This is a genomic window from Yokenella regensburgei (genome assembly GCF_003634235.1).
Taxonomy (GTDB): Bacteria; Pseudomonadota; Gammaproteobacteria; order Enterobacterales; family Enterobacteriaceae; genus Yokenella; species Yokenella regensburgei.
Map to the genome: position 1 here is coordinate 96528 of NZ_RBIZ01000005.1, position 18180 is coordinate 114707.

The window sequence follows — 18180 nt, forward strand, 5'->3', positions numbered from 1 at the left end:
CAGGGAGTCAGAAAATATGGCATGGTTGAATGCAGAAGCCACTTTCAATCCCGATAGCCTGCAGCAGCCGGTGATTGGCGTGCAGTCAGAACTGGGCGATCACGACTCCGGGCTGCACCGCCATCGTATGGGGCAGCTGATGTTTACTCGCGCCGGATGCATCCGCCTGACGATGCACGACGGGGAAACGCTGTGCCTGCTGCCGCCGATGAAGGTGGCGTGGATCCCTGGAGGCGTTTCTCACCGCGCCGAGATGCGCAGCACGGTGGATTACCGTTCCATCTGGTTTGAACCTGCTGCGTTTATGGCGCTACCGAAAGAGGCTAGGGTGCTGAACGTTACGCCGCTGCTGCGGGAGCTGCTGGAGCGGATTGCCGCGACGCCGTTCGACGCCGACTGGCAGGTAAGCCCGGAGCGGCACCTGGCGGCGCTGTGCGTGGCGGAGCTTGAGGACGCACAGGCGATGCCGATGACGCTGCGTTTCCCGCAGGATAAGCGTCTCAGTGCGCTCACCGGCGATGAGTTGCCGCCACCGTTGCACGTGCTGGCCGGGAGCACAGGGGCGAGCGAGAGAACCATTACCCGGTTATTTTTGCGGGATACGGGGTTGTCTTATCAGCAGTGGCGCCAGCAGTGGCGGCTGATGAAGGCCGTTGAACTGTTGGCAACAGGAGCGCGTGTTACCGACGTGGCAAGTCATCTGGCGTTCGCCAGCGACAGCGCGTTTATCCAGTTTTTCCGTACCATGACCGGAACCACGCCCCGGGAATACGTGCTTCAGCAACCTGCAGCGATATAGTCGCCGTTAGCGCTGATCGGGATAACCGTCAGGAACAGGACGGTGGCGAACAAAATAATCACCACGCCACCGGCAATTTTCACCAGCGGGACCAGCCAGCGATACTGCGGGTTGTCGGCACCGAAAAACGCCACGGTACGGTTACGGGCGTAGCGAACCGCCAGCGATAGCCCCATGATGGAGAGCGCTGTACCGAGCGCCATCACCATCACGGCGGCAATGCCCCAGCTCACCATCCCCAGCGCATTTGAGAACATCAAAATCATAATTGCCCCGCTGCACGGGCGTGCGCCGATAGTGAGGATAACCCCCACGCGCGTTTTCCAGTCGGCTTTGGCGATATCTATCCCTACGCCATGGCCGCCGCAACCGCAGCTCTCACTGTGCTGATGAAGGGGGGTTAACCGGTTAAAGGTGAGCTTGCGTGGACGCAACGTTTTCAGCGCCTGCCAGATAACGAACGCACCAAATGCACCTATCATCAGGGCGCTGACTTTTTCAACGTACCAGCGGCTTTCGCTGAGATCTCCTGCGGCGAGGTTAAACCCGATAGCGAGGATGAAGACGAACAGAATGGCGGTAACGCCCTGCATCAGACTGCCTAAAAAAGGCACGACGCGCGCCGCCAGCTGGCTTTCCTGGTTGGTGCTGAGATAGGTGGTAACAATAAACTTGCCGTGACCCGGCCCCACGGCGTGCAGAACGCCATAGGTAAACGCCCCGCCGAGCAGCCATAGCCCGCCGCTGTATTGATGATTATTGAGCTGCAGAAGGTACATCACCAGATAGCGGTGCAGGGTGATTTGTGTGCTGAGGCACCACTGAATGAAAGCCCCCCAGTGAGCATGCACTACCGCTACCGCCAGCAGTGATACCAGCATGAAGAGGCCAAGGCCGGAGAGACGCCAGTAGCGTGAAAGTGATTGCGTGGTCATGGCGATACTCCGCAGAGGTGATACCTGAAGTGTATCTCAGCCTGCAGGGAAAATCCGCCGCAGCGGCGGATTTACGCACTTTCAGGAATGGGCCAGAAAACGCGCCAGCCGCTGATGCAGCAACCGATTCTCTTTCACCAACTGCGCGTTCTCTTCAAGCAGCGTCATGGCGACGGCGATGCCGGGCCAGTCCAGCTCCAGCTCCCGGCGCAGACGCAGGGCGCGATGGACGATGCTCACCGCGCGATCGTCAAACAACCAGCGCTCGGCCTGGTTCTGTGACGGCTCAATCACGCCTAATCCCACAATTTCATTCAGTTCTTCTTCCGACACACCGGTATGCACACAAAACTCGGTGACGGTGAAGGTGACTGTAACCTTGGTCATTTAGTTTTCCCCCACTCTTTACGTGGCTCAAACGAGGACTGCGCCTTAGCGAGCTGTTGCCAGAGATCGGCGGCCTGCTCGTCAGGTTTTGGCGGCATCACAATTTTGATAATCGCATACAGATCGCCGGTGACTTTCTTACTGACCAGTCCTTTTCCTTTAATGCGTAACCGCTGGCCCGCCTGGCTACCTGGCGGGATGGTCAGCAGGATGCTCTCTTTAAGCGTAGGTACGGTGACCTTCGCGCCGAGCGCTGCTTCCCACGGTGCCAGCGGCACTACGATTTCGAGGTTGTGTCCGACGATATCGAACAGTGGATGTGGTGCGATATGGATAACCAGCCACAGGTCTCCGTTCGCGCCACCGTGCTCGCCCGGCGTGCCCTGACCTTTCAGGCGGATACGTTGACCGTCGCCAACGCCAGCAGGGATTTTCACGTTGAGGGTTTTCGGGATCTCCTGCTCTACCTGACCGAACACGTTGTAGACCGGCAGCTTATAGCTAAGGGTACGAGTGTGTTCTTCCAGCGTCTCCTCGAGGAACACCGCCACTTCAATTTCAATATCATGGCCGCGTTCGGCGTGCGACTGCCGCGACTGACGGGCATGCTGGCCGAAGATAGACGAGAAGATGTCGTCAAACTCCTCCTGACTGTACTGGTGCTGCTGTTGGCCCTGGGCATGCCCCTGACCCTGATGACGGGCAAACTGCGGATCGTTGCGGTGCTGCCAGATTTGGTCGTACTCCGCACGACGTTCGTCGTCTTTCAGCACTTCCCAGGCTTCAGCAAGATCTTTAAAACGGGCTTCGGCGTCAGGTTCTTTACTGACATCGGGGTGATATTTTCGCGCGAGGCGACGGTAAGCGGTCTTGATAGTCTTGAGATCGTCCGTCGGCTTAACCCCTAGAATAGAGTAATAATCCTTTAATTCCATGATGTTATCTCAGTGATTCATAACCGAATGAGGATGGTTGCCAGACTGGTACCACCTTTAAGGGTAGGGCAATTAGTCAGGGATCGCCTGGTGAAATGTGCCTTTCAACTGTTATAACAGGGGTGATAATGACAGACAATGACGGTGATAGCCCGATGGATGAAAGGATTTCCTTCCATGCGTTACGCATGGAAGATGATGAAAATGTTCGTTATTTTAATGAGGTTTATGACGACGCATTTCCGGATTACGAACAGCGGACGCGAGAAGGGCGAGGGACGATTTTGCGCGCAGCGCCAACGTTTCGGGCCTGGGTGCTCTCGTATCAGGGGAGAAACGCCGGGATTTTAGGTGGCTGGCAGGTGGGGGAATGGTTCTACATCGAACATTTCGCCGTGGATAATGCGCTGCGCGGTCAGGGGATCGGCAAGCTGGCGATGGACGAGATTAACACCCGGTTTGCTCAGGTTATCCTTGAAATCGATCCGCCGCAGGATACGGTTTCCCGCAATCGGCTGGCGTTTTACCAGGGCAGGGGATACGTCACCAACGGCGTGAACCATGCGCACCCGAGCTATAAACCGGCATATCAGCCGCACGTGCTCGAGGTGCTGAGCTTCCCTCGCCGCCTGACCGCAGCCGAGTACGACGCCTTCAACCAGCAGCTGCAGCAGGTAGTGATGGCTGAGCAGGGACTGTAGGGCGCCTCGCTGCGGCCTGGGCACTTTGGCCCAGGAGAAGCATTTTATTGCCCATAGTAGGCGTTGGTACCGTGCTTGCGCAGATAGTGTTTATCGAGTAATTCCGTCTGCATGTCAGGCAACTGCGGTGCCAGCTGGCGTGAGAACAGCCCCATGTAAGCGCACTCCTCAAGCACCACGGCGTTATGTACCGCGTCGGCGGCATCTTTGCCCCAGGCAAATGGGCCGTGTGAATGCACGAGCACCGCCGGGATCTGCATAGGATCCAGGCCACGTTCGGTAAAGGTGTTAATGATCACTTCACCAGTCTGGTATTCATACTCACCGTTGATCTCCTCAGTGCTCATCAGGCGGGTGCATGGGATCGCGCCATAGAAATAGTCGGCATGGGTCGTACCCCAGGCTGGCAGATCGAGACCAGCCTGCGACCAGATCGTTGCATGGCGGGAATGGGTGTGGACGATCCCGCCGATCTGCGGATAACGACGATAGAGCGCCAGGTGCGTCGGCGTATCGGACGAGGGTTTTTTACTGCCTTCAACGACTTTGCCACTGCCGATATCCACCACCACCATATCGTCAGCGGTCATCACGCTATACTCGACGCCGGAGGGTTTAATCACCATTAACCTGCTCGTGTCGTCAATCGCGCTGACGTTACCCCAGGTAAACGTGACGAGCCCGTGGGCAGGAAGGGCCAGGTTTGCCGCCAGTACCTCGGCTTTCAGTTGTTCTAACATGTGAATCCTCCTTCCTGCATCCGTGCTTCAATCCAGCGACGAGCCTGAATAATCTCGAGCACTGGTTCTTTGGCTTTTTCTGTCCACATCTCAATCAGAAATGCACCGCGGTAGTTCAGTTCATGCAGCGTTTTAAAAATGCCGACAAAATCTACACATCCCTCACCAAAGGGAACATCGCGGAACTGGCCGGGGCTGTGCTCGGTCACCGGCTGGGTATCTTTCAGATGGATGGCAGCAATTTTATCGATACCGAGCTTCAGTTCCGCGGTCACATCGTTTCCCCAGGCGCTGAGGTTGCCCACGTCCGGATAAACGCTGAACCAGGGAGAGGCGAGCATCTCATCCCACTTTTTCCACTTACTGATTGAGTTCATAAAGGCGGTATCCATGATTTCCACCGCCAGCATCACCTGCGCCGCTGCTGCTTGCTCTACCGCCCATGCAAGTCCTTCGGCAAAGCGCTGCTGGGTCCCTTCGTCGTGTTCTTCGTAGTAGACGTCGTAACCTGCCAACTGGATAGTACGGATACCCAGATCGCGCGCCAGGCGGATGGCTTTGGTCATGATCTCTCGTGCTCGCGCGCGCACCAACGCATCGCGGCTGCCAAAAGGAAAGCGGCGATGGGCTGACAGGCACATCGATGGGATGGCGACGCCGGTTTCCAGCATGGCGGTCACCAGCGATGCTCGTTGGGTTGCGCTCCATTCAAGGCGCGACAGGCGTTCGTCGGTCTCGTCCACGGACATTTCAACAAAATCAAAACCGCAGCTTTTTGTCAGCACCAACCGTTCGGGCCAGCTGAGATCCTTCGGCAGTGCTTTTTCATAGATACCCAGTGGATGATTACGCATGCTGTGCCCCCCAGATGCTATCGATTTGCGCATGAAATTCAGCGGCAACCTGCGTGGGGTGGGCAGCACCAGTCAGCGCACGACCCGCGATAAACGCCTTTACATTGATGTCTTTAAACAGCGGCAGGGAGGTCGGGGTGATTCCACCGGTAATCGACAGCGCCAGTCCGATATCAGAAAGGGCCCGCATGCGCGCCAGATCGCTTTCCCCCCACTGCTGGCCGCTGGCCTGCGCATCTCGCCCACGATGGTATATTGCCTGACGCACACCGCTGCGGTACCAGGCGCGAGCGTTATCCAGCGTCCAGTTTCCGAACAGTTCCATCTGAATTTCGCCACCACAGGCCTGAGCAACGGTGTGGCCCATCTCAACGGTCGCCAGCGGTGCGGCGCAGATAATGGTCATCCAGTTGGCCCCGGCGGCAAAAGCTTGCTGCGCGAGGGTTTCTCCGGCATCGGCGACCTTCCAGTCGGCGACGATGATTTTATTCGGGCATTGGGTGCGCAGCGCTTTTACCGCGCTGAGTCCTTCGGTTAAGCAGAGGATCGTACCGGCTTCAACGATATCGACATGGTCCTGCAACAGGGCGACATCATGTTGTGCGGCCTGAAGATTGGTGTGGTCGAGCGCCAGTTGCAGTAATGGACGGCTCATAGTGCATGCTCCTTAATGCGGGCGTGATAGCCCTGAAGGGCTGAAATCAAATTCTGGTAATGGTGGTATTTGTGCTGGTAGCGTTCGTGTGCGGTCATGTCCGGCAGCAGCGTGCGCACCGGGTGCTGTACGCTGCGTTGGGCATCGCTGAAATTGCGGTAAACGCCGGTGCCGACGCGGGCGGCGAGCGCCGCACCAAAGCAGCCAGTTTCTTCTACCTGGGGTAATTCGATGCACAGGCCGCTCACGTCTGCCAGCATCTGCATCCAGACGTCAGAATGTGCCGGACCACCGGTAACGCGAAGGGTACGAGCCTGGGTAAACCGCTCACGCATTCGGTTGATATGGGTCATGTGGCTGAAGATGACACCTTCGTAGACCGCCTGAAGCAGATGCGCGCGGGTGTGCAGCGCCTGTATCCCGTAAAAACCGCTGTTCATCTCCAGACCGGCATTGCTGCCGTACAGAAACGGTAAGAAAAAAAGTTCGCTCCCGGCTTTGGGCAAACTGGCAACAGCCTGGTTGATCTCGGCAAACGAGAGCGTTCCCCACTGGGCGGTAAACCATTCGAGATTGCCGGAAGACGTTGGGCTGGCTTCGTGAACGATGTACTGTCCGTCATTCACATAGCGGCCATAGACGTAGGGATGCGCCTCGTGGTCGCGCAGGCCTTGTGTGATACCGCTGGTCACGGCCCAGGTTCCCATCACCGCGTTGAGGGTGAATTCATCTTCAATACCGGCGCAAAGTGCGGTAGAGACCACGTCAAACAGGCCACCGACGACGGGAGTACCTGCCGCCAGACCGGTCAGGGCGGCGGCCTCAGCGGTGATTGCTCCCCCTATTTCGGCTGAACCAACTATCGGCGGCAGTGCGTTGTCGATGTCACTGATATCAAGCCAGCGGGTCAACTGTGGGTCATATTGCCCGCGAGTCATGTTGTAGAGATTAGACTCGGAGATATTGCTTTCTTCACAACCTTTCACCCCGGTCAAACACCAGCGCAGATAGTCATGGCCCATTAAGACGCAGCCAATCTGCGCGTAACGCTGAGGCTCATTTTCCTTTATCCAACGCAGCAGCGAGGCTGGATGCCCGGTCCACAGCGTCTGACGGGTAACCGGATAGAGCTTTTCCGGAATGCCGTCCTGCTGCCAGCGCTGGACAATATCCATCGCGCGTCTGTCGGAGGAGAGAATGGCATTGCCCAGTGGCTGCTCCTGCTTATCGAGAAGAAAAAGTCCTTTTCCCTGAGCGGAGATGCCGACGCCCTGGATTTGCTCGCCGCTAACGCCAGCATGCTGCAACAGCCCGGCTATTGTGGCTGCGCACTGTTGCCACAGCTGATGCATATCGCGTTCGGCGTATCCCGGTAACGGTGATGTTGTTTGCAACGATTGCCGGTTAATGCCGTGCTCACGGCCATTGGCGTCATACAGCCCGGCTTTCAGGTAAGTACCACCACAATCGATACCCAGCCAGAAAGTCTCTTTATCACTCATCGTTAATATCTCAGCTCTGCCGGATGGTTTTACGTGGATCCAGCGTTTTCAGCGGCGTGGATCCGGAATCGCATTTCGCTGGCAGCAGCAGCGCCATCAGTGCCGCGAGTGCAAGGGAGATAGCCAGGCAGTAAACTCCCGCATCTTTGCTGTATAGCGTTATCAGTACGCCAACCGCGTAAGGGCCACAGAAACCGCCAAGGTTACCCAGCGCGTTAATTACCCCACGCGCCCCGCCGGCCATCTCAGCGCTGAACAGACGTGCCGGGATGGTCCAGAACACGCCAGCTGCCGATTGCAGGAAGAAGCCGCAACCAACCAGCGCGGCATAGGACAGCCAGATTTGGTTTTTCAAAACCACCGACAAGAACATGCACAGCGCAAAACCAATCAGCGGTAGACAGACGAAGAGTTTGCGTTTGCCTGTGCGATCGGAGAGGGAAGAGAACAGGAACATACCGGCTATCGCGCCGACGTAAGGCAGAATGGCGAGCACCCCGACCTGACCCATCGTGCTATGGGTCAGTTCTTTCAGAATGGTGGGTAGCCACAGGGTGTAACCGTAAATCCCGGTCTGATAAAAAAAGTTCAGGGCGATAAGCTGCCACATGGTTTTGTCGGAGAGCACCGCACTGAGAGAGGCGTTTTTGATTTCTGTTCCAGCAATGGCCTTTTGCTCGGCGGCAAGGGTGATCACCAGATAGTTTTTCTCGGCCTGCGATATCCAGCGCGCTTCCTGCGGGCGGTCATAGACGGTATAGGCCCACAGTAACAGCACTACGACCGAGAGCAGGCCTTCAATAATGAACAGCCAGCGCCAGTCGAGAATGGTGATTATCCAGCCCGAGAGGGGGGCTGTGATTATCCCGGCGATGGGGACGAACATGATCACAATCGCATTGGCTCGACCGCGTTCAGCATCAGGGAACCAGTTGCTGATCATCGTGAGTACAACCGGCAGCATGCCGCCTTCGGCAACGCCGAGTAAAAAGCGCAGAACCAGCAACTGATATTGATTGGTGATAAGACCGGTAAGGACGGAAATCACCGCCCAGGCAACAAGCGACCAGCCGATAAACTTCTTGCCACTGCCATGAACGGCAATCTTGCCACCGGGAACCTGTAAAAATAGATAGCCGATAAAGAAAATGCCGCCAGCGAGTCCTGCCATGGTAGCGGAAATACCTAATTCAGCATCCATCCCGCCAGGCATGGCAAATGCAATATTTACCCGGTCCATATAAGATATGATACAGGTAATTAATATTGGCGGAATAATTCTTAACCAACGCTGCTGAGGGATGTTTTTTAGTGTAGGGCTAGAGGTTATATTCATCTTAATTTTCTCGTAGAGTTTTTGTTATAGCGATGAAAGTTATTTTTATAGTGCGGCTTTATTTAACGCCGAGATCCCATCGCGCAATATTGCGACACGATGGCTGACATCTGCATTAGGGTTTATTTCCAGCAATTTAATACCAGCAAAGTGCAGGAGGTTAGTTCCAGCGCAGTTAAAGAGTTCGCAGACCTGCTCGGTTGTCATCAGGCTTTGCGTGCAGAACGGCGCAAACGGGGCGTGTAAATCCTGCCATTCGCCATATTCCCCATGCTCCGTGGTACCGGAGAACATGAGCGCGCCGAGTTTTCCTGCCTGTTTAACCCGCTGCGCATGGGCAAGCGGCAGGGTGGTGCTCTGTCCTTCAATCGCTGAACGTGCCCAGTTAATACAAACGTTGATGTTAGTATCGGCAATGACCTCCAGCACGTTTTCTAAAGGCAAAAAACCTTTGCGAGGGGCGGGGCCATTCATCGCGTCACAATGTTCCAGCATCAGATCGCAGGACCAGTCCCAATGGCTTATCTCTTTTATTGAACGAGCAAACGCCTCAGTGGCCTGAGAGGTGTTCGGGTTGCCTGCCAGCGGAGCGGCATGTAACTCAAGCGCCATCACTTTCCCCGGCGTTGTCGCATTGAGTTTATTTATCTTTTGGTAAAGGTGGCGATGGTATTCGACACAGGCCTGACGCTGTTCTTCATCGCTGGACGCCAACCCAAAACCGCGATTTTCGCCACGTCGGCGCATGGTCTCCATAATGGCCGTGACGACGATTTTCCAGTCTTCTGGCGTGTGCCGCAGTAGCCACTCGTCGCCGAAGGGATGAAGATGCTCAAGGCAAGGTTGCTCCAGCCCTCGAATATTTGGAGTGTCGGAGAGTTGTCGCCAGAATTCCTTCTCTTCCTCTTCACTCTTTTGGTGAAATGAGGGTGCACAGGGATACGCACCGATAATATAATCGGTAGAGTTTAAGTTCATGTTGTGCTCCTGAAAGATAACTTTTTATAAAGCGTCTATTGCCACTTTAACGACTATTTTCCTGATTGGCGTGGAGACGGTTTTATTACATCCTGGGCGATGGACATCCTGTGGGAAAAATATGGCGTAGCTTCCCGGTATCATTTCAAAGAAAGATTCATGTTCGCAGTCGTGATAAAAAATAATGTCGCGTTGCGCCAGTAATGATTCGCTAATTTGGTTATTACCGGTATCAATAGCGACACCTATTTTTTCTTCGCCCGAAGCCAGAAACTGAATATCCAGATAGCGACGATGGACCTCCGGGCGATTGCCGGCGGCTTCACGGGTGGTTAAATCAATAACCTGGGCAAAGATGCTTTTACCGTCGATTTCGATAACGCCCGGCTCCAGTTTCCGGAAATCCGTTGTGCGCAGGAAATTAAGCGCCTGCTCAATGGCTGCCGGAAAACGGCACGGATTCGGTTGCGCGATATGTCCAAAGATCATGGTCTCGCTCCTTACAGTGCCTGAATTTTGGCCCAGACGCTGTCATCAACGGTGATACCGTTGCGGCGGTTCTCTTCCAGCAGCCGGGTAAATTCATGGCCTGGCAGGCGCATCGCAACATTTTCATCGGCACGTTCGGCGGTGGTCACGAAATCCATAATTCGCTGTAGTTTGGCGTCGCGGGTGGCGCCATCGATAAGTTTATCTACCTCAATAGCGATGAAAATTTGCGACACGCCGTATTCATCGCTGTTTTCCTGAGTGACTTCGGCAACGGAGGAGCCGTCAGAAAGCAGGGTGGCGATCATATCCAGCACGATAGATAGACCAGAACCCTTCCAGTAGCCCATCGGTAAAATGCGACGGTTTTTCTCTATAACGCCGGGTTCTTTGGTCAGGTTGCCGTCATCATCGAAGCCACCGTCTACCGGGAGTTCACGGCCTGCCAGACGGTTAACTTCCAGCATGCCGTAGGAGAACATCGACATCGACATATCGACCATGGTGATAGGTTTCGACGGGATAGCGACAATCAACGGGTTGGTACCGATGCGGCACTCTTTCGATCCCCACGGCGGCATCACGGCAATCGAGTTGGTCCAGCAGATACCGATGTACCCTTTCTCCGCCGCCTGCCAGCCGTAGCTGCCGCCGCGCATCCAGTGATTGGCATTGCGCAGTGCCACCAGACCAATGCCGTGATCGGAAGCCAGTTCAATGGCCCGGTCCATCATCTTTTTTGCCGTCAGGTTGCCGATTGAGCGCTGGGCGTCCCACTGCTCAATGGCACCGAGGCTGGTAATACGTTGTGGCTTAGCCTCAGGAATGATATCGCCATTATCCAGTTGTTGAATGAAACGTGGGAAGCGGTTTACACCATGTGAATAGACACCAGACTCGGTGGTGCGGGCGAACATTTCTGCACAGGCATCGGCGGTTTCTACTGCCACGCCGCGTGCCAGAAGTACCCGATTGAACGACTCTTTTAACTGCGAAAAAGTGACTTTCATTGCGGTTTTCCTTGTTAAACCTGATCGCTTTTTTATCTTTAAATTTCACTATGCGAAATCTGATTTCAAATATAACGATCAAATTTTGACAGATCAACGGCAAACGCTATTTTTTAAAATCATCAAAATCAAAAGGTTGTGTTTTTTCGGTTCAGATCGTGAACTGAAACACACTTTGCGCTACCATCAGAGCGCGACGAAAAGGGGAACGAAAACGATGGGCACAAAAGAGAGTGATGTGACGCAAGATAAAGAGAGGCCAGCAGGAAGTCAGAGCCTGTTCCGTGGTTTGATGCTGATTGAGATCCTCAGTAACTATCCCAACGGCTGCCCGCTGGCGCATTTATCAGAACTGGCAGGGTTGAACAAAAGTACGGTTCACCGGTTACTACAAGGGCTGCAGTCATGTGGATATGTCACTCCCGCACCGGCGGCCGGAAGCTATCGCCTGACCACCAAGTTTATCGCCGTGGGTCAAAAAGCGTTATCGTCGCTGAATATCATTCATGTTGCTGCCCCGCATCTGGAGTCGTTGAATATTGCCACCGGCGAGACTATCAACTTCTCCAGCCGCGAAGATGACCACGCGATCCTGATTTATAAGCTGGAACCCACTACCGGGATGCTACGTACTCGCGCTTATATTGGTCAGCACATGCCGCTGTACTGCTCGGCCATGGGCAAAATCTATATGGCGTTTGGCCACCCGGACTATGTGGCATCTTATTGGGAAAGCCATCAGGACAAGATCCTGCCGCTGACCCGTAACACCATCACCGGGCTACCGGCGATGTACGATGAGCTGGCGCAGATCCGCGAAAGCAGCATGGCGATGGATCGTGAAGAGAACGAGTTGGGTGTCTCCTGTATTGCAGTACCGGTTTTCGATATTCATCACCGGGTGCCATACGCCATTTCTATTTCGCTATCGACTTCGCGGCTTAAGCAGATTGGCGAGAAAAACCTGCTTAAGCCATTGCGGGAGACCGCGCAGGCCATCTCAAATGAGCTGGGCTTTACCGTCCGGGAGTAGTCAGTCAGGCGGGTTATGCCGACAGCCAGCGTTTGCTGTCCGCTTTCATCTGTTGTTCGAGCAGGCTGCCTCGTGTGGCAAATACGCGCTGTACCGGAAAGCCGCTTTTTTCCAGCAGGTAGGCCAGTGCAGCGTATTCACGCGGATATTTCGCGGCTGCATCCTGGTCAATGCTGACCATCCCACACGGGAAGGTGAAGCTACCCATATCGTAAATGCTCTGGCGGTGGAACAGTTTCCATACGCCATCACGTTTTTCCACCAGGTCATAAAAGCGGTTGTGACACTGACAGCCCAGATCCAGCGCTATATTCTCGGCGATAATCATCGCGTTCGTTTCAACAATGGCCTTCGTGGCGCTGGCATTAAAGGTCACCATCGGGGTGGCGATCAGATGTTTGGTGCGCAGGTCCGATTTTCCCATCCGCATTGAACCATCAACAAAATCGCTGGCAAGCCCTTCAAACCAGGTGATTTCGATAGTGCCATCCGGATGAAACAGGTTGCGAAGCTGTTCCCATTCCCCGAGATCGCGGTGCATCCAGCCCGTGATAAGCGCGTTAATTTGCTGATAATCCTCAAGGCGACTGTGCATAACATGGACTCCAGAACGTTGACGGGTTTTGGTTTCACAGCGAACAGAATGAAAACCAACATGGTCGATTGACCGCTCAATCAATATTAGTGGTAGCAGAGCCGTTATTAATGACAAAAAGTGGGATTTGCGGGAAGGTTTCCAGATTGGAATAACGCCCTGTTATTTCAGCAATAAGCCACTTGCGGCCTGCCACGGCTGGCGGTACCTTTCGCTCACAGGGGCTTCCCGCACGTTTGTGTGCTGTCACCGCGGTGCTGAAGTTGTCGTCTACTACTCGTTAGCCTTCAGTGCCGTTACCATAAGCAATGCATCGGGGGATTTTCGTCGCAATATGCCAGATCTTATCCCGGTGATTGAGTTGGGGCGTCTCGCAGTACATCAGTCGCTACGAGCTCAGGGAATAGGGCGAGTACTGGTTCGCGATGCCGAATTACGGGTTATCCAGGTGGCGGAGACCATTGGCATTCGGGGGATGCTGGTGCATGCTTTATCTGATGATGTTGATGGTCACGTTAAAAGACCTGGTTGAGAGTCTCTGGATTTTCTCGGTGAGGGAAAGGTTTTATGATGCGGGAAGCAGAAAGCAAAAAACCAGCCCGTAGGCTGGTTTTTCTGGAATAAGTGGTGCCCGGACTCGGAATCGAACCAAGGACACGGGGATTTTCAATCCCTGATTTAAACACTCATAGAACGTTTGTTACCTGTAAAGCGTCCACAGGTGACTTATATGCATGTAATTTCAGTGATTTCTACCAAAGGCGGTGAAGGTAAGTCCACTCACTCTGCCAACCTGGCTGGCTTCTGTGCCGACGCCGGTCTCAAAACTCTCCTGATTGATGGCGACTACGCCCAGCCAACTGCCTCCAGTTACTATTCCTTACGCTATGAAGCGCCATGCGGTCTTTACGAGATGCTGATGCAGACCGTAGATCTCAACCGTCCCGGGCAACTGATTTCCCAGACCTGTATCGATAATCTTGATCTGATTATCTCGAATGATCCCCATGAACAGCTCAAGACGGCCATGATGCACGCGCCGGATGGCCGTATTCGCTTGCGTAACCTGCTCCAACATCCACTATTTGCTGCTTACGATGTCATCATTATCGATTCACAGGGCGCACGTTCCATCATGCTGGAACTGGTGCTGCTGGCAACATCGCATACGGCGGTGGCGATAGTGAAGCCAGTGGTGCCGGATGTCCGGGAGTTCCTGCGGGGAACGGTAACCCTGATGGAGGAACTTCTTCCCTATCGCGGGTTTGGCCTCACGCTGCCGCCGATGAAAGTCCTGGTCAACTGCATGGATTACACCCTGCTGGCCGAAGAAGCGCTGAGTGCGTTAACCACGATTATTGCTGATGGAACGTATAGCAAAGCGAATATTCCCCCCGTCACTCTGCTCGAAACCCAAATCTATGACCTTGAAGTCTACAAGCTGGGTCATACGCGGGGGCAACCTGCTCACCGTCTTGAATACCAGACCGACCGTAAAAGTCTTCCTGCTGCGCAGACTATGCATGATCTGGCCTGTGAATTATTCCCTGAATGGCGCGACCGTTTTGATGCGGTACTGCAAAACCAGCCGAAAGGGGATAAATAATGAAACTCTATCGTGCAACGTACAGCCTCTCAACCCGCGATGGCAGGGTAACGGTTGATGAGCAGTGGGTCTTTTTTGAAGCCGAAACCTACTCTGACGCGCTGGAGAAAATACCCGGGCTGCTGATGACGATGTGGGATTGTTGTGAATCCCAGCTCGAGGTCTGGAACCTGATGCAGGATAACCAGCTTGTTGATCTCAGCATGGATATGGAGGTTGATTCCCCCCGGGACTGGCGTTTCTTTGAGGTTGGTTATTCCGCTGGTTCTGCCGTTTATCTTGATGTCGAGCGTGATGGCTGGCCGCTGTTTCTTGTCTCACCTACTAATCTGTCCCGTCTGAATAAAGCGTTGGTCGAATGCCGGAGGCCAGCATGATTAACGCCGAACAGATATCGCCGCCACATTCAATTAGTGCCGAGCAGGCCGTTCTCGGTGGTCTGATGCTTGATAATGATCGCTGGGATGATATTGCAACGATTATTGCCGCTGACCGTTTTTATTCGCGACCGCATGGCGTGATTTTCACCGCAATGCAGACGTTGCTGTTTCAGAATAAGCCCATCGATCTGATTACCCTGGCTGAATCAATGGAGCAGCAGGGAACATTAGAACAGTGTGGCGGTTTTGCCTATCTCGCCGAACTCTCCAAAAATACGCCCAGCGCGGCGAATATTGTGGCTTATGCCGAGTATGTTGCCAGCTACGGCCAGAAGCGTCAGTTGCTGGCGCTGGGACATGATCTGGTCGGGCAGGCCAGCGATGTCAGAACCGAACTGACTACATTACTGGACGATGCTGAACGTCGTATTTTTGCTATAGCGGAACAGCACTCACCTGATGGGGATGTTGATTTACCGGCATCATTAGAAACTTTTTTGGAAAGGCTGGAACAACGTTGTGGTAGTGAAGATCTGATCACCGGTACACCGACCGGCTTTGCTCAATTGAATGATATGACCAGTGGATTTCAGTCCAGTGATTTGATTTTGCTGGCTGGTCGTCCGTCGATGGGGAAAACGGCGCTGGGGCTGGCGTTCTGCGAAGGTGCATTGAACGAGCGCCCGGATATGGCGGTACAGGTCTACAGTCTGGAAATGCCAACTGAGCAACTGTTGATGCGCTTTACCGCAATGTTGGGGCGCGTCCCTCTGCAACACCTGCGTAATGGCGACATGCAGGATGAAGACTGGGCGCGGGTCAGTGCAGCAATGAAAGTCCTGCTTGAGGACTGGAAAGGCAGACTGGTGATTGATGATTCAAGTTATATGACACCGACTATCCTGCGTTCTCGGGTGAGAAAAAACATCCGTAAATACGGTCATCCATCCCTGATCCTCCTAGATTACTTGCAACTGATGCGCTGCCCAGGGCAGGAGAACCGGACGCAGGAGATCGCGGAGATATCCCGCTCACTAAAAGCGCTGGCGAAAGAAATTGGCTGCCCGGTGGTGGCACTATCACAGCTTAACCGTGCACTGGAAAGCCGGGCGGATAAGCGCCCGAATAACGGCGATCTGCGTGATTCCGGGGCACTGGAACAGGATGCCGATCTGATTATGTTTGTTTATCGGGACGAAGTGTATGACGCCGATACGCATGAGCCGAGTGTGGCAGAGATTATTCTTGGTAAGCAGCGTAACGGCCCGATTGGCACTCTGAAAGTGCAGTATCAGGCGGAAATTACCCGTTTCGAGGATTTCACAGGAGGTCGCTATGACTTCTAAGAAATCCAGTCAATTGGGCGAAAAGCTACTCCAGCGGGGTCGTACCCCGAACCCTGAAAGCACTGCCGTGGTGCTGCCAGTGAATGAAATGCCGATGGTTCTGGCGCTGGAGCAGCTGCGTCCCAATCCGGATAACCCCCGTACTTCCCGCAACCCGAAGTATGAGGATATCAAAGCGTCGATCCGCGCTCGGGGGCTGGATTCGGTGCCAAAAGTCACCAGAGATCCGGAAAGCCTGGAGGATGTTTATATCTTCAGCGACGGCGGCAACACTCGCTATTCCATCCTGACGGAACTGTATGCAGAAACAGGCGATGAGCGTTTTCGCCGTGTTCAGTGCATCGTTAAACCGTGGCCGGGGCGTTTCGGCCATCTGGCCGAGAATGATGTGCGTGGCGAGCTGTCATTTATTGAGAAGGCCTTCGGCATCGATAAGGCGCGGGCTATTTACGAGGAACAACTGGGGCGCGAAGTGAGTCAGCGCGAGCTGGCCGATTTGCTGAAAGAGGCCGGTTATCCGGTTCACCATTCGAATATCAGCCGTATGGTGGCGACAATCGAACACCTCTGGCCGTGGATACCCAACTTGCTTAATTCGGGTATGGGACGGCCTCAAATCGCCCAGCTAATTACGTTACGAACGGCGGCAGAAAAAGCCTGGCAAGCCTTCAGCCAGAATGTCGCGTTACCTCCGGAACAGGATTTTAATGATGTCTTTGGCGGTGTCTGCTGCGCTTTTGACGACCCGGAACACTATTCAGCCGACGTTTTTAAAGAAGAGCTGATTGCGGCCCTTTTGAAGGCAATGCCCGATCCGCAACTGACCTACGATAGCTGGCTGATTGAACTCGATCCGCAGGAACAGAACCGGCGCAAACTCTTTGGTGCGCCGGAGCCGCTGCCTCAACATGTTCTGGATGCGGATAAAACCCACGATGAGCCTTCACAACCACCGGTTACCGAACCGCCTTCTGTCACTACTGACTCCAGAGCTACAGGTAAAAAACCAGTCGCGACAGGAGCCGATTCCTTTGAACATATTGATCAACCGCCTGATGAAGAACAGTTGGATCTCTATGACGGGAATATCCCCCCAAATTCGACACCTGAATTACCCGACGTCCCTCCGGAAGCTGATCAAGAGCCTGCTGAATGTGTTGACGGTCACCTTCAGGAAGCGTCTGCAAACGCAATTGCTTTTGCCGCGAACGGGCTGGAGCCGGTAACCGATATCTGGCATATCCCGGCGTTACAGGATGATGTTGAACATTTACAGGACATCGCGTTTCGCCTGGCTTTTGAACTGGCTGAGGTCATGGGGATTGAAGATATTATTCAGGAAGATAAATCTCTCCTGGGTGCCGGTTATTCTCTCCCGTCAAATGCGGACAGTGAGCTGCTGGCCGCATTGTGCGGAGGCGGATCTTATACCCCATTATCGACGTTAACCGGATTACTGCTCGGGGCGGCTAGCCCGTTTGGTGAACCCTTACTTAATGATGCGCATGCGGTGAAATTCCTGCGCTTAATCAGAGTCGTGCGGCGTTTGCGCGAGCTGCAACGTCAGACATTCGGGGAGGGTGCAGCATGAAAGCTGACTGGGTTGATGAAGCGCAGGAAGTGACCCCACTGATGGTCGATAGTCAGATTGAGCGCATTCGCTCCTCGTTGATATCACCGACGATATCGCCTGCTGAATGCGAACGATGTGGACATGAGATTCCGGAGGCTCGTCGCAGAGTAGTCCCGGGTGTCAGGCTGTGCGTCGAATGCCAGACCATTGCCGAGTTTCGGCGGCGTGTTGGCGATGGAGGATACGATGAAAGCTGAACCTACATCATGGATCGTTATTCTACTTTGTTTTCTGGCATGGGCTGTTGATATAGCGATTATTTATGG

At 54.2% G+C, this 18180-nt stretch carries 20 protein-coding genes and 1 pseudogene; 9 read left to right on the forward strand and 12 right to left on the reverse strand.

Annotation, left to right across the window (positions count from 1 at the left end; all coding sequences use genetic code 11):
* The first annotated feature begins 16 nt into the window (after positions 1 to 16).
* Positions 17 to 799, forward strand: a complete 783-nt coding sequence (locus tag C7387_RS15510; protein ID WP_120817021.1) for an AraC family transcriptional regulator — start codon at positions 17 to 19, stop codon at positions 797 to 799.
* On the opposite strand, the gene C7387_RS15515 is transcribed toward C7387_RS15510, so the two are convergent.
* From C7387_RS15515 to cbpA, 3 genes are all read right to left on the reverse strand, one after another.
* The gene (locus C7387_RS15515; RefSeq protein WP_040902679.1) at positions 778 to 1734 is read right to left on the reverse strand and encodes a nickel/cobalt transporter; all 957 of its coding nucleotides are present in this window, start codon (positions 1732 to 1734) and stop codon (positions 778 to 780) included. The genes C7387_RS15510 and C7387_RS15515 overlap by 22 nt on opposite strands.
* A gap of 81 nt (positions 1735 to 1815) precedes the next feature.
* Positions 1816 to 2121, reverse strand: a complete 306-nt coding sequence (gene cbpM, locus C7387_RS15520) for a chaperone modulator CbpM (RefSeq protein WP_120817022.1) — start codon at positions 2119 to 2121, stop codon at positions 1816 to 1818.
* A complete protein-coding gene (cbpA, locus tag C7387_RS15525) occupies positions 2118 to 3056 on the reverse strand; it encodes a curved DNA-binding protein (protein WP_120817023.1) in 939 nt (312 codons plus the stop codon). Before cbpA ends, cbpM begins: the two co-directional genes overlap by 4 nt.
* A 128-nt stretch (positions 3057 to 3184) precedes the next feature.
* On the opposite strand from cbpA, the gene C7387_RS15530 reads away from it, so the two are divergent.
* Complete coding sequence (locus C7387_RS15530; protein WP_051860905.1) at positions 3185 to 3757, forward strand: GNAT family N-acetyltransferase; 573 nt, start codon at positions 3185 to 3187, stop codon at positions 3755 to 3757.
* Positions 3758 to 3801: 44 nt separating this feature from the next.
* On the opposite strand, the gene araD is transcribed toward C7387_RS15530, so the two are convergent.
* The 8 genes from araD to yiaK are packed head-to-tail and all read right to left on the reverse strand — an operon-like array spanning position 3802 to position 11321.
* Entirely contained in the window at positions 3802 to 4497 is a 696-nt protein-coding gene (gene araD, locus C7387_RS15535) for an L-ribulose-5-phosphate 4-epimerase (RefSeq protein WP_120817024.1), read from the reverse strand.
* Positions 4491 to 5351, reverse strand: coding sequence for an L-ribulose-5-phosphate 3-epimerase (locus C7387_RS15540; RefSeq protein WP_120817025.1), 861 nt, complete (start codon positions 5349 to 5351; stop codon positions 4491 to 4493). Before C7387_RS15540 ends, araD begins: the two co-directional genes overlap by 7 nt.
* Entirely contained in the window at positions 5344 to 6006 is a 663-nt protein-coding gene (gene ulaD, locus C7387_RS15545) for a 3-keto-L-gulonate-6-phosphate decarboxylase UlaD (protein ID WP_120817026.1), read from the reverse strand. The genes C7387_RS15540 and ulaD overlap by 8 nt, the downstream gene beginning before the upstream one ends.
* Positions 6003 to 7508, reverse strand: a complete 1506-nt coding sequence (locus C7387_RS15550; RefSeq protein WP_120817027.1) for an FGGY-family carbohydrate kinase — start codon at positions 7506 to 7508, stop codon at positions 6003 to 6005. Before C7387_RS15550 ends, ulaD begins: the two co-directional genes overlap by 4 nt.
* 10 nt (positions 7509 to 7518) lie before the next feature.
* Complete coding sequence (locus tag C7387_RS15555) at positions 7519 to 8844, reverse strand: MFS transporter (RefSeq protein WP_120817028.1); 1326 nt, start codon at positions 8842 to 8844, stop codon at positions 7519 to 7521.
* A gap of 45 nt (positions 8845 to 8889) precedes the next feature.
* On the reverse strand, positions 8890 to 9822 hold the full coding sequence (locus tag C7387_RS15560) for a DUF4862 family protein (RefSeq protein ID WP_120817029.1): 933 nt from the start codon (positions 9820 to 9822) through the stop codon (positions 8890 to 8892).
* Between the two features lie 24 nt (positions 9823 to 9846).
* Positions 9847 to 10311 carry a YhcH/YjgK/YiaL family protein gene (locus tag C7387_RS15565; RefSeq protein ID WP_038252724.1) on the reverse strand — a complete coding sequence of 155 codons (465 nt, stop codon included), beginning with the start codon at positions 10309 to 10311 and terminating at the stop codon, positions 9847 to 9849.
* Positions 10312 to 10322: 11 nt separating this feature from the next.
* Positions 10323 to 11321, reverse strand: a complete 999-nt coding sequence (yiaK, locus tag C7387_RS15570) for a 3-dehydro-L-gulonate 2-dehydrogenase (RefSeq protein ID WP_038252722.1) — start codon at positions 11319 to 11321, stop codon at positions 10323 to 10325.
* A gap of 217 nt (positions 11322 to 11538) precedes the next feature.
* Between yiaK and yiaJ the strand changes: the two genes are divergently transcribed.
* Complete coding sequence (gene yiaJ, locus C7387_RS15575) at positions 11539 to 12354, forward strand: IclR family transcriptional regulator YiaJ (protein ID WP_038252719.1); 816 nt, start codon at positions 11539 to 11541, stop codon at positions 12352 to 12354.
* Between the two features lie 13 nt (positions 12355 to 12367).
* On the opposite strand, the gene C7387_RS15580 is transcribed toward yiaJ, so the two are convergent.
* Positions 12368 to 12949: a nuclear transport factor 2 family protein gene (locus C7387_RS15580; protein WP_120817030.1), complete on the reverse strand. Its 582-nt coding sequence runs from the start codon at positions 12947 to 12949 to the stop codon at positions 12368 to 12370.
* 214 nt (positions 12950 to 13163) lie between these two features.
* Between C7387_RS15580 and C7387_RS15585 the strand changes: the two are divergent.
* The 6 genes and pseudogenes from C7387_RS15585 to C7387_RS15610 form a co-directional block, all read left to right on the forward strand.
* Positions 13164 to 13478: pseudogene (locus C7387_RS15585) on the forward strand (GNAT family N-acetyltransferase); the annotation flags it as partial.
* A 201-nt stretch (positions 13479 to 13679) separates the two neighbouring features.
* The gene (locus tag C7387_RS15590; RefSeq protein ID WP_120817031.1) at positions 13680 to 14555 is read left to right on the forward strand and encodes a ParA family protein; all 876 of its coding nucleotides are present in this window, start codon (positions 13680 to 13682) and stop codon (positions 14553 to 14555) included.
* The gene (locus tag C7387_RS15595) at positions 14555 to 14932 is read left to right on the forward strand and encodes a hypothetical protein (protein WP_120817032.1); all 378 of its coding nucleotides are present in this window, start codon (positions 14555 to 14557) and stop codon (positions 14930 to 14932) included. Before C7387_RS15590 ends, C7387_RS15595 begins: the two co-directional genes overlap by 1 nt.
* Positions 14929 to 16281 (forward strand): SPI-7-type island replicative DNA helicase, encoded by a 1353-nt coding sequence (dnaB-PI, locus tag C7387_RS15600; protein ID WP_120817033.1) that lies wholly within the window; start codon positions 14929 to 14931, stop codon positions 16279 to 16281. The genes C7387_RS15595 and dnaB-PI overlap by 4 nt, the downstream gene beginning before the upstream one ends.
* Positions 16271 to 17872 carry a ParB family protein gene (locus tag C7387_RS15605; RefSeq protein ID WP_120817034.1) on the forward strand — a complete coding sequence of 534 codons (1602 nt, stop codon included), beginning with the start codon at positions 16271 to 16273 and terminating at the stop codon, positions 17870 to 17872. Before dnaB-PI ends, C7387_RS15605 begins: the two co-directional genes overlap by 11 nt.
* Positions 17869 to 18111 (forward strand): TraR/DksA C4-type zinc finger protein, encoded by a 243-nt coding sequence (locus C7387_RS15610; RefSeq protein WP_120817035.1) that lies wholly within the window; start codon positions 17869 to 17871, stop codon positions 18109 to 18111. The genes C7387_RS15605 and C7387_RS15610 overlap by 4 nt, the downstream gene beginning before the upstream one ends.
* Positions 18112 to 18180: the final 69 nt, after the last annotated feature.

Excerpts from the sequence above, each read along its gene's own strand:
- C7387_RS15510 (WP_120817021.1), top strand. The coding sequence starts at position 17 with ATGGCATGGTTGAATGCAGAAGCCACTTTCAATCCCGATAGCCTGCAG.
- C7387_RS15515 (WP_040902679.1), bottom strand. The coding sequence starts at position 1,734 with ATGACCACGCAATCACTTTCACGCTACTGGCGTCTCTCCGGCCTTGGC.
- cbpM (WP_120817022.1), bottom strand. The coding sequence starts at position 2,121 with ATGACCAAGGTTACAGTCACCTTCACCGTCACCGAGTTTTGTGTGCAT.
- cbpA (WP_120817023.1), bottom strand. The coding sequence starts at position 3,056 with ATGGAATTAAAGGATTATTACTCTATTCTAGGGGTTAAGCCGACGGAC.
- C7387_RS15530 (WP_051860905.1), top strand. The coding sequence starts at position 3,185 with ATGACAGACAATGACGGTGATAGCCCGATGGATGAAAGGATTTCCTTC.
- araD (WP_120817024.1), bottom strand. The coding sequence starts at position 4,497 with ATGTTAGAACAACTGAAAGCCGAGGTACTGGCGGCAAACCTGGCCCTT.
- C7387_RS15540 (WP_120817025.1), bottom strand. The coding sequence starts at position 5,351 with ATGCGTAATCATCCACTGGGTATCTATGAAAAAGCACTGCCGAAGGAT.
- ulaD (WP_120817026.1), bottom strand. The coding sequence starts at position 6,006 with ATGAGCCGTCCATTACTGCAACTGGCGCTCGACCACACCAATCTTCAG.
- C7387_RS15550 (WP_120817027.1), bottom strand. The coding sequence starts at position 7,508 with ATGAGTGATAAAGAGACTTTCTGGCTGGGTATCGATTGTGGTGGTACT.
- C7387_RS15555 (WP_120817028.1), bottom strand. The coding sequence starts at position 8,844 with ATGAATATAACCTCTAGCCCTACACTAAAAAACATCCCTCAGCAGCGT.
- C7387_RS15560 (WP_120817029.1), bottom strand. The coding sequence starts at position 9,822 with ATGAACTTAAACTCTACCGATTATATTATCGGTGCGTATCCCTGTGCA.
- C7387_RS15565 (WP_038252724.1), bottom strand. The coding sequence starts at position 10,311 with ATGATCTTTGGACATATCGCGCAACCGAATCCGTGCCGTTTTCCGGCA.
- yiaK (WP_038252722.1), bottom strand. The coding sequence starts at position 11,321 with ATGAAAGTCACTTTTTCGCAGTTAAAAGAGTCGTTCAATCGGGTACTT.
- yiaJ (WP_038252719.1), top strand. The coding sequence starts at position 11,539 with ATGGGCACAAAAGAGAGTGATGTGACGCAAGATAAAGAGAGGCCAGCA.
- C7387_RS15580 (WP_120817030.1), bottom strand. The coding sequence starts at position 12,949 with ATGCACAGTCGCCTTGAGGATTATCAGCAAATTAACGCGCTTATCACG.
- C7387_RS15590 (WP_120817031.1), top strand. The coding sequence starts at position 13,680 with ATGCATGTAATTTCAGTGATTTCTACCAAAGGCGGTGAAGGTAAGTCC.
- C7387_RS15595 (WP_120817032.1), top strand. The coding sequence starts at position 14,555 with ATGAAACTCTATCGTGCAACGTACAGCCTCTCAACCCGCGATGGCAGG.
- dnaB-PI (WP_120817033.1), top strand. The coding sequence starts at position 14,929 with ATGATTAACGCCGAACAGATATCGCCGCCACATTCAATTAGTGCCGAG.
- C7387_RS15605 (WP_120817034.1), top strand. The coding sequence starts at position 16,271 with ATGACTTCTAAGAAATCCAGTCAATTGGGCGAAAAGCTACTCCAGCGG.
- C7387_RS15610 (WP_120817035.1), top strand. The coding sequence starts at position 17,869 with ATGAAAGCTGACTGGGTTGATGAAGCGCAGGAAGTGACCCCACTGATG.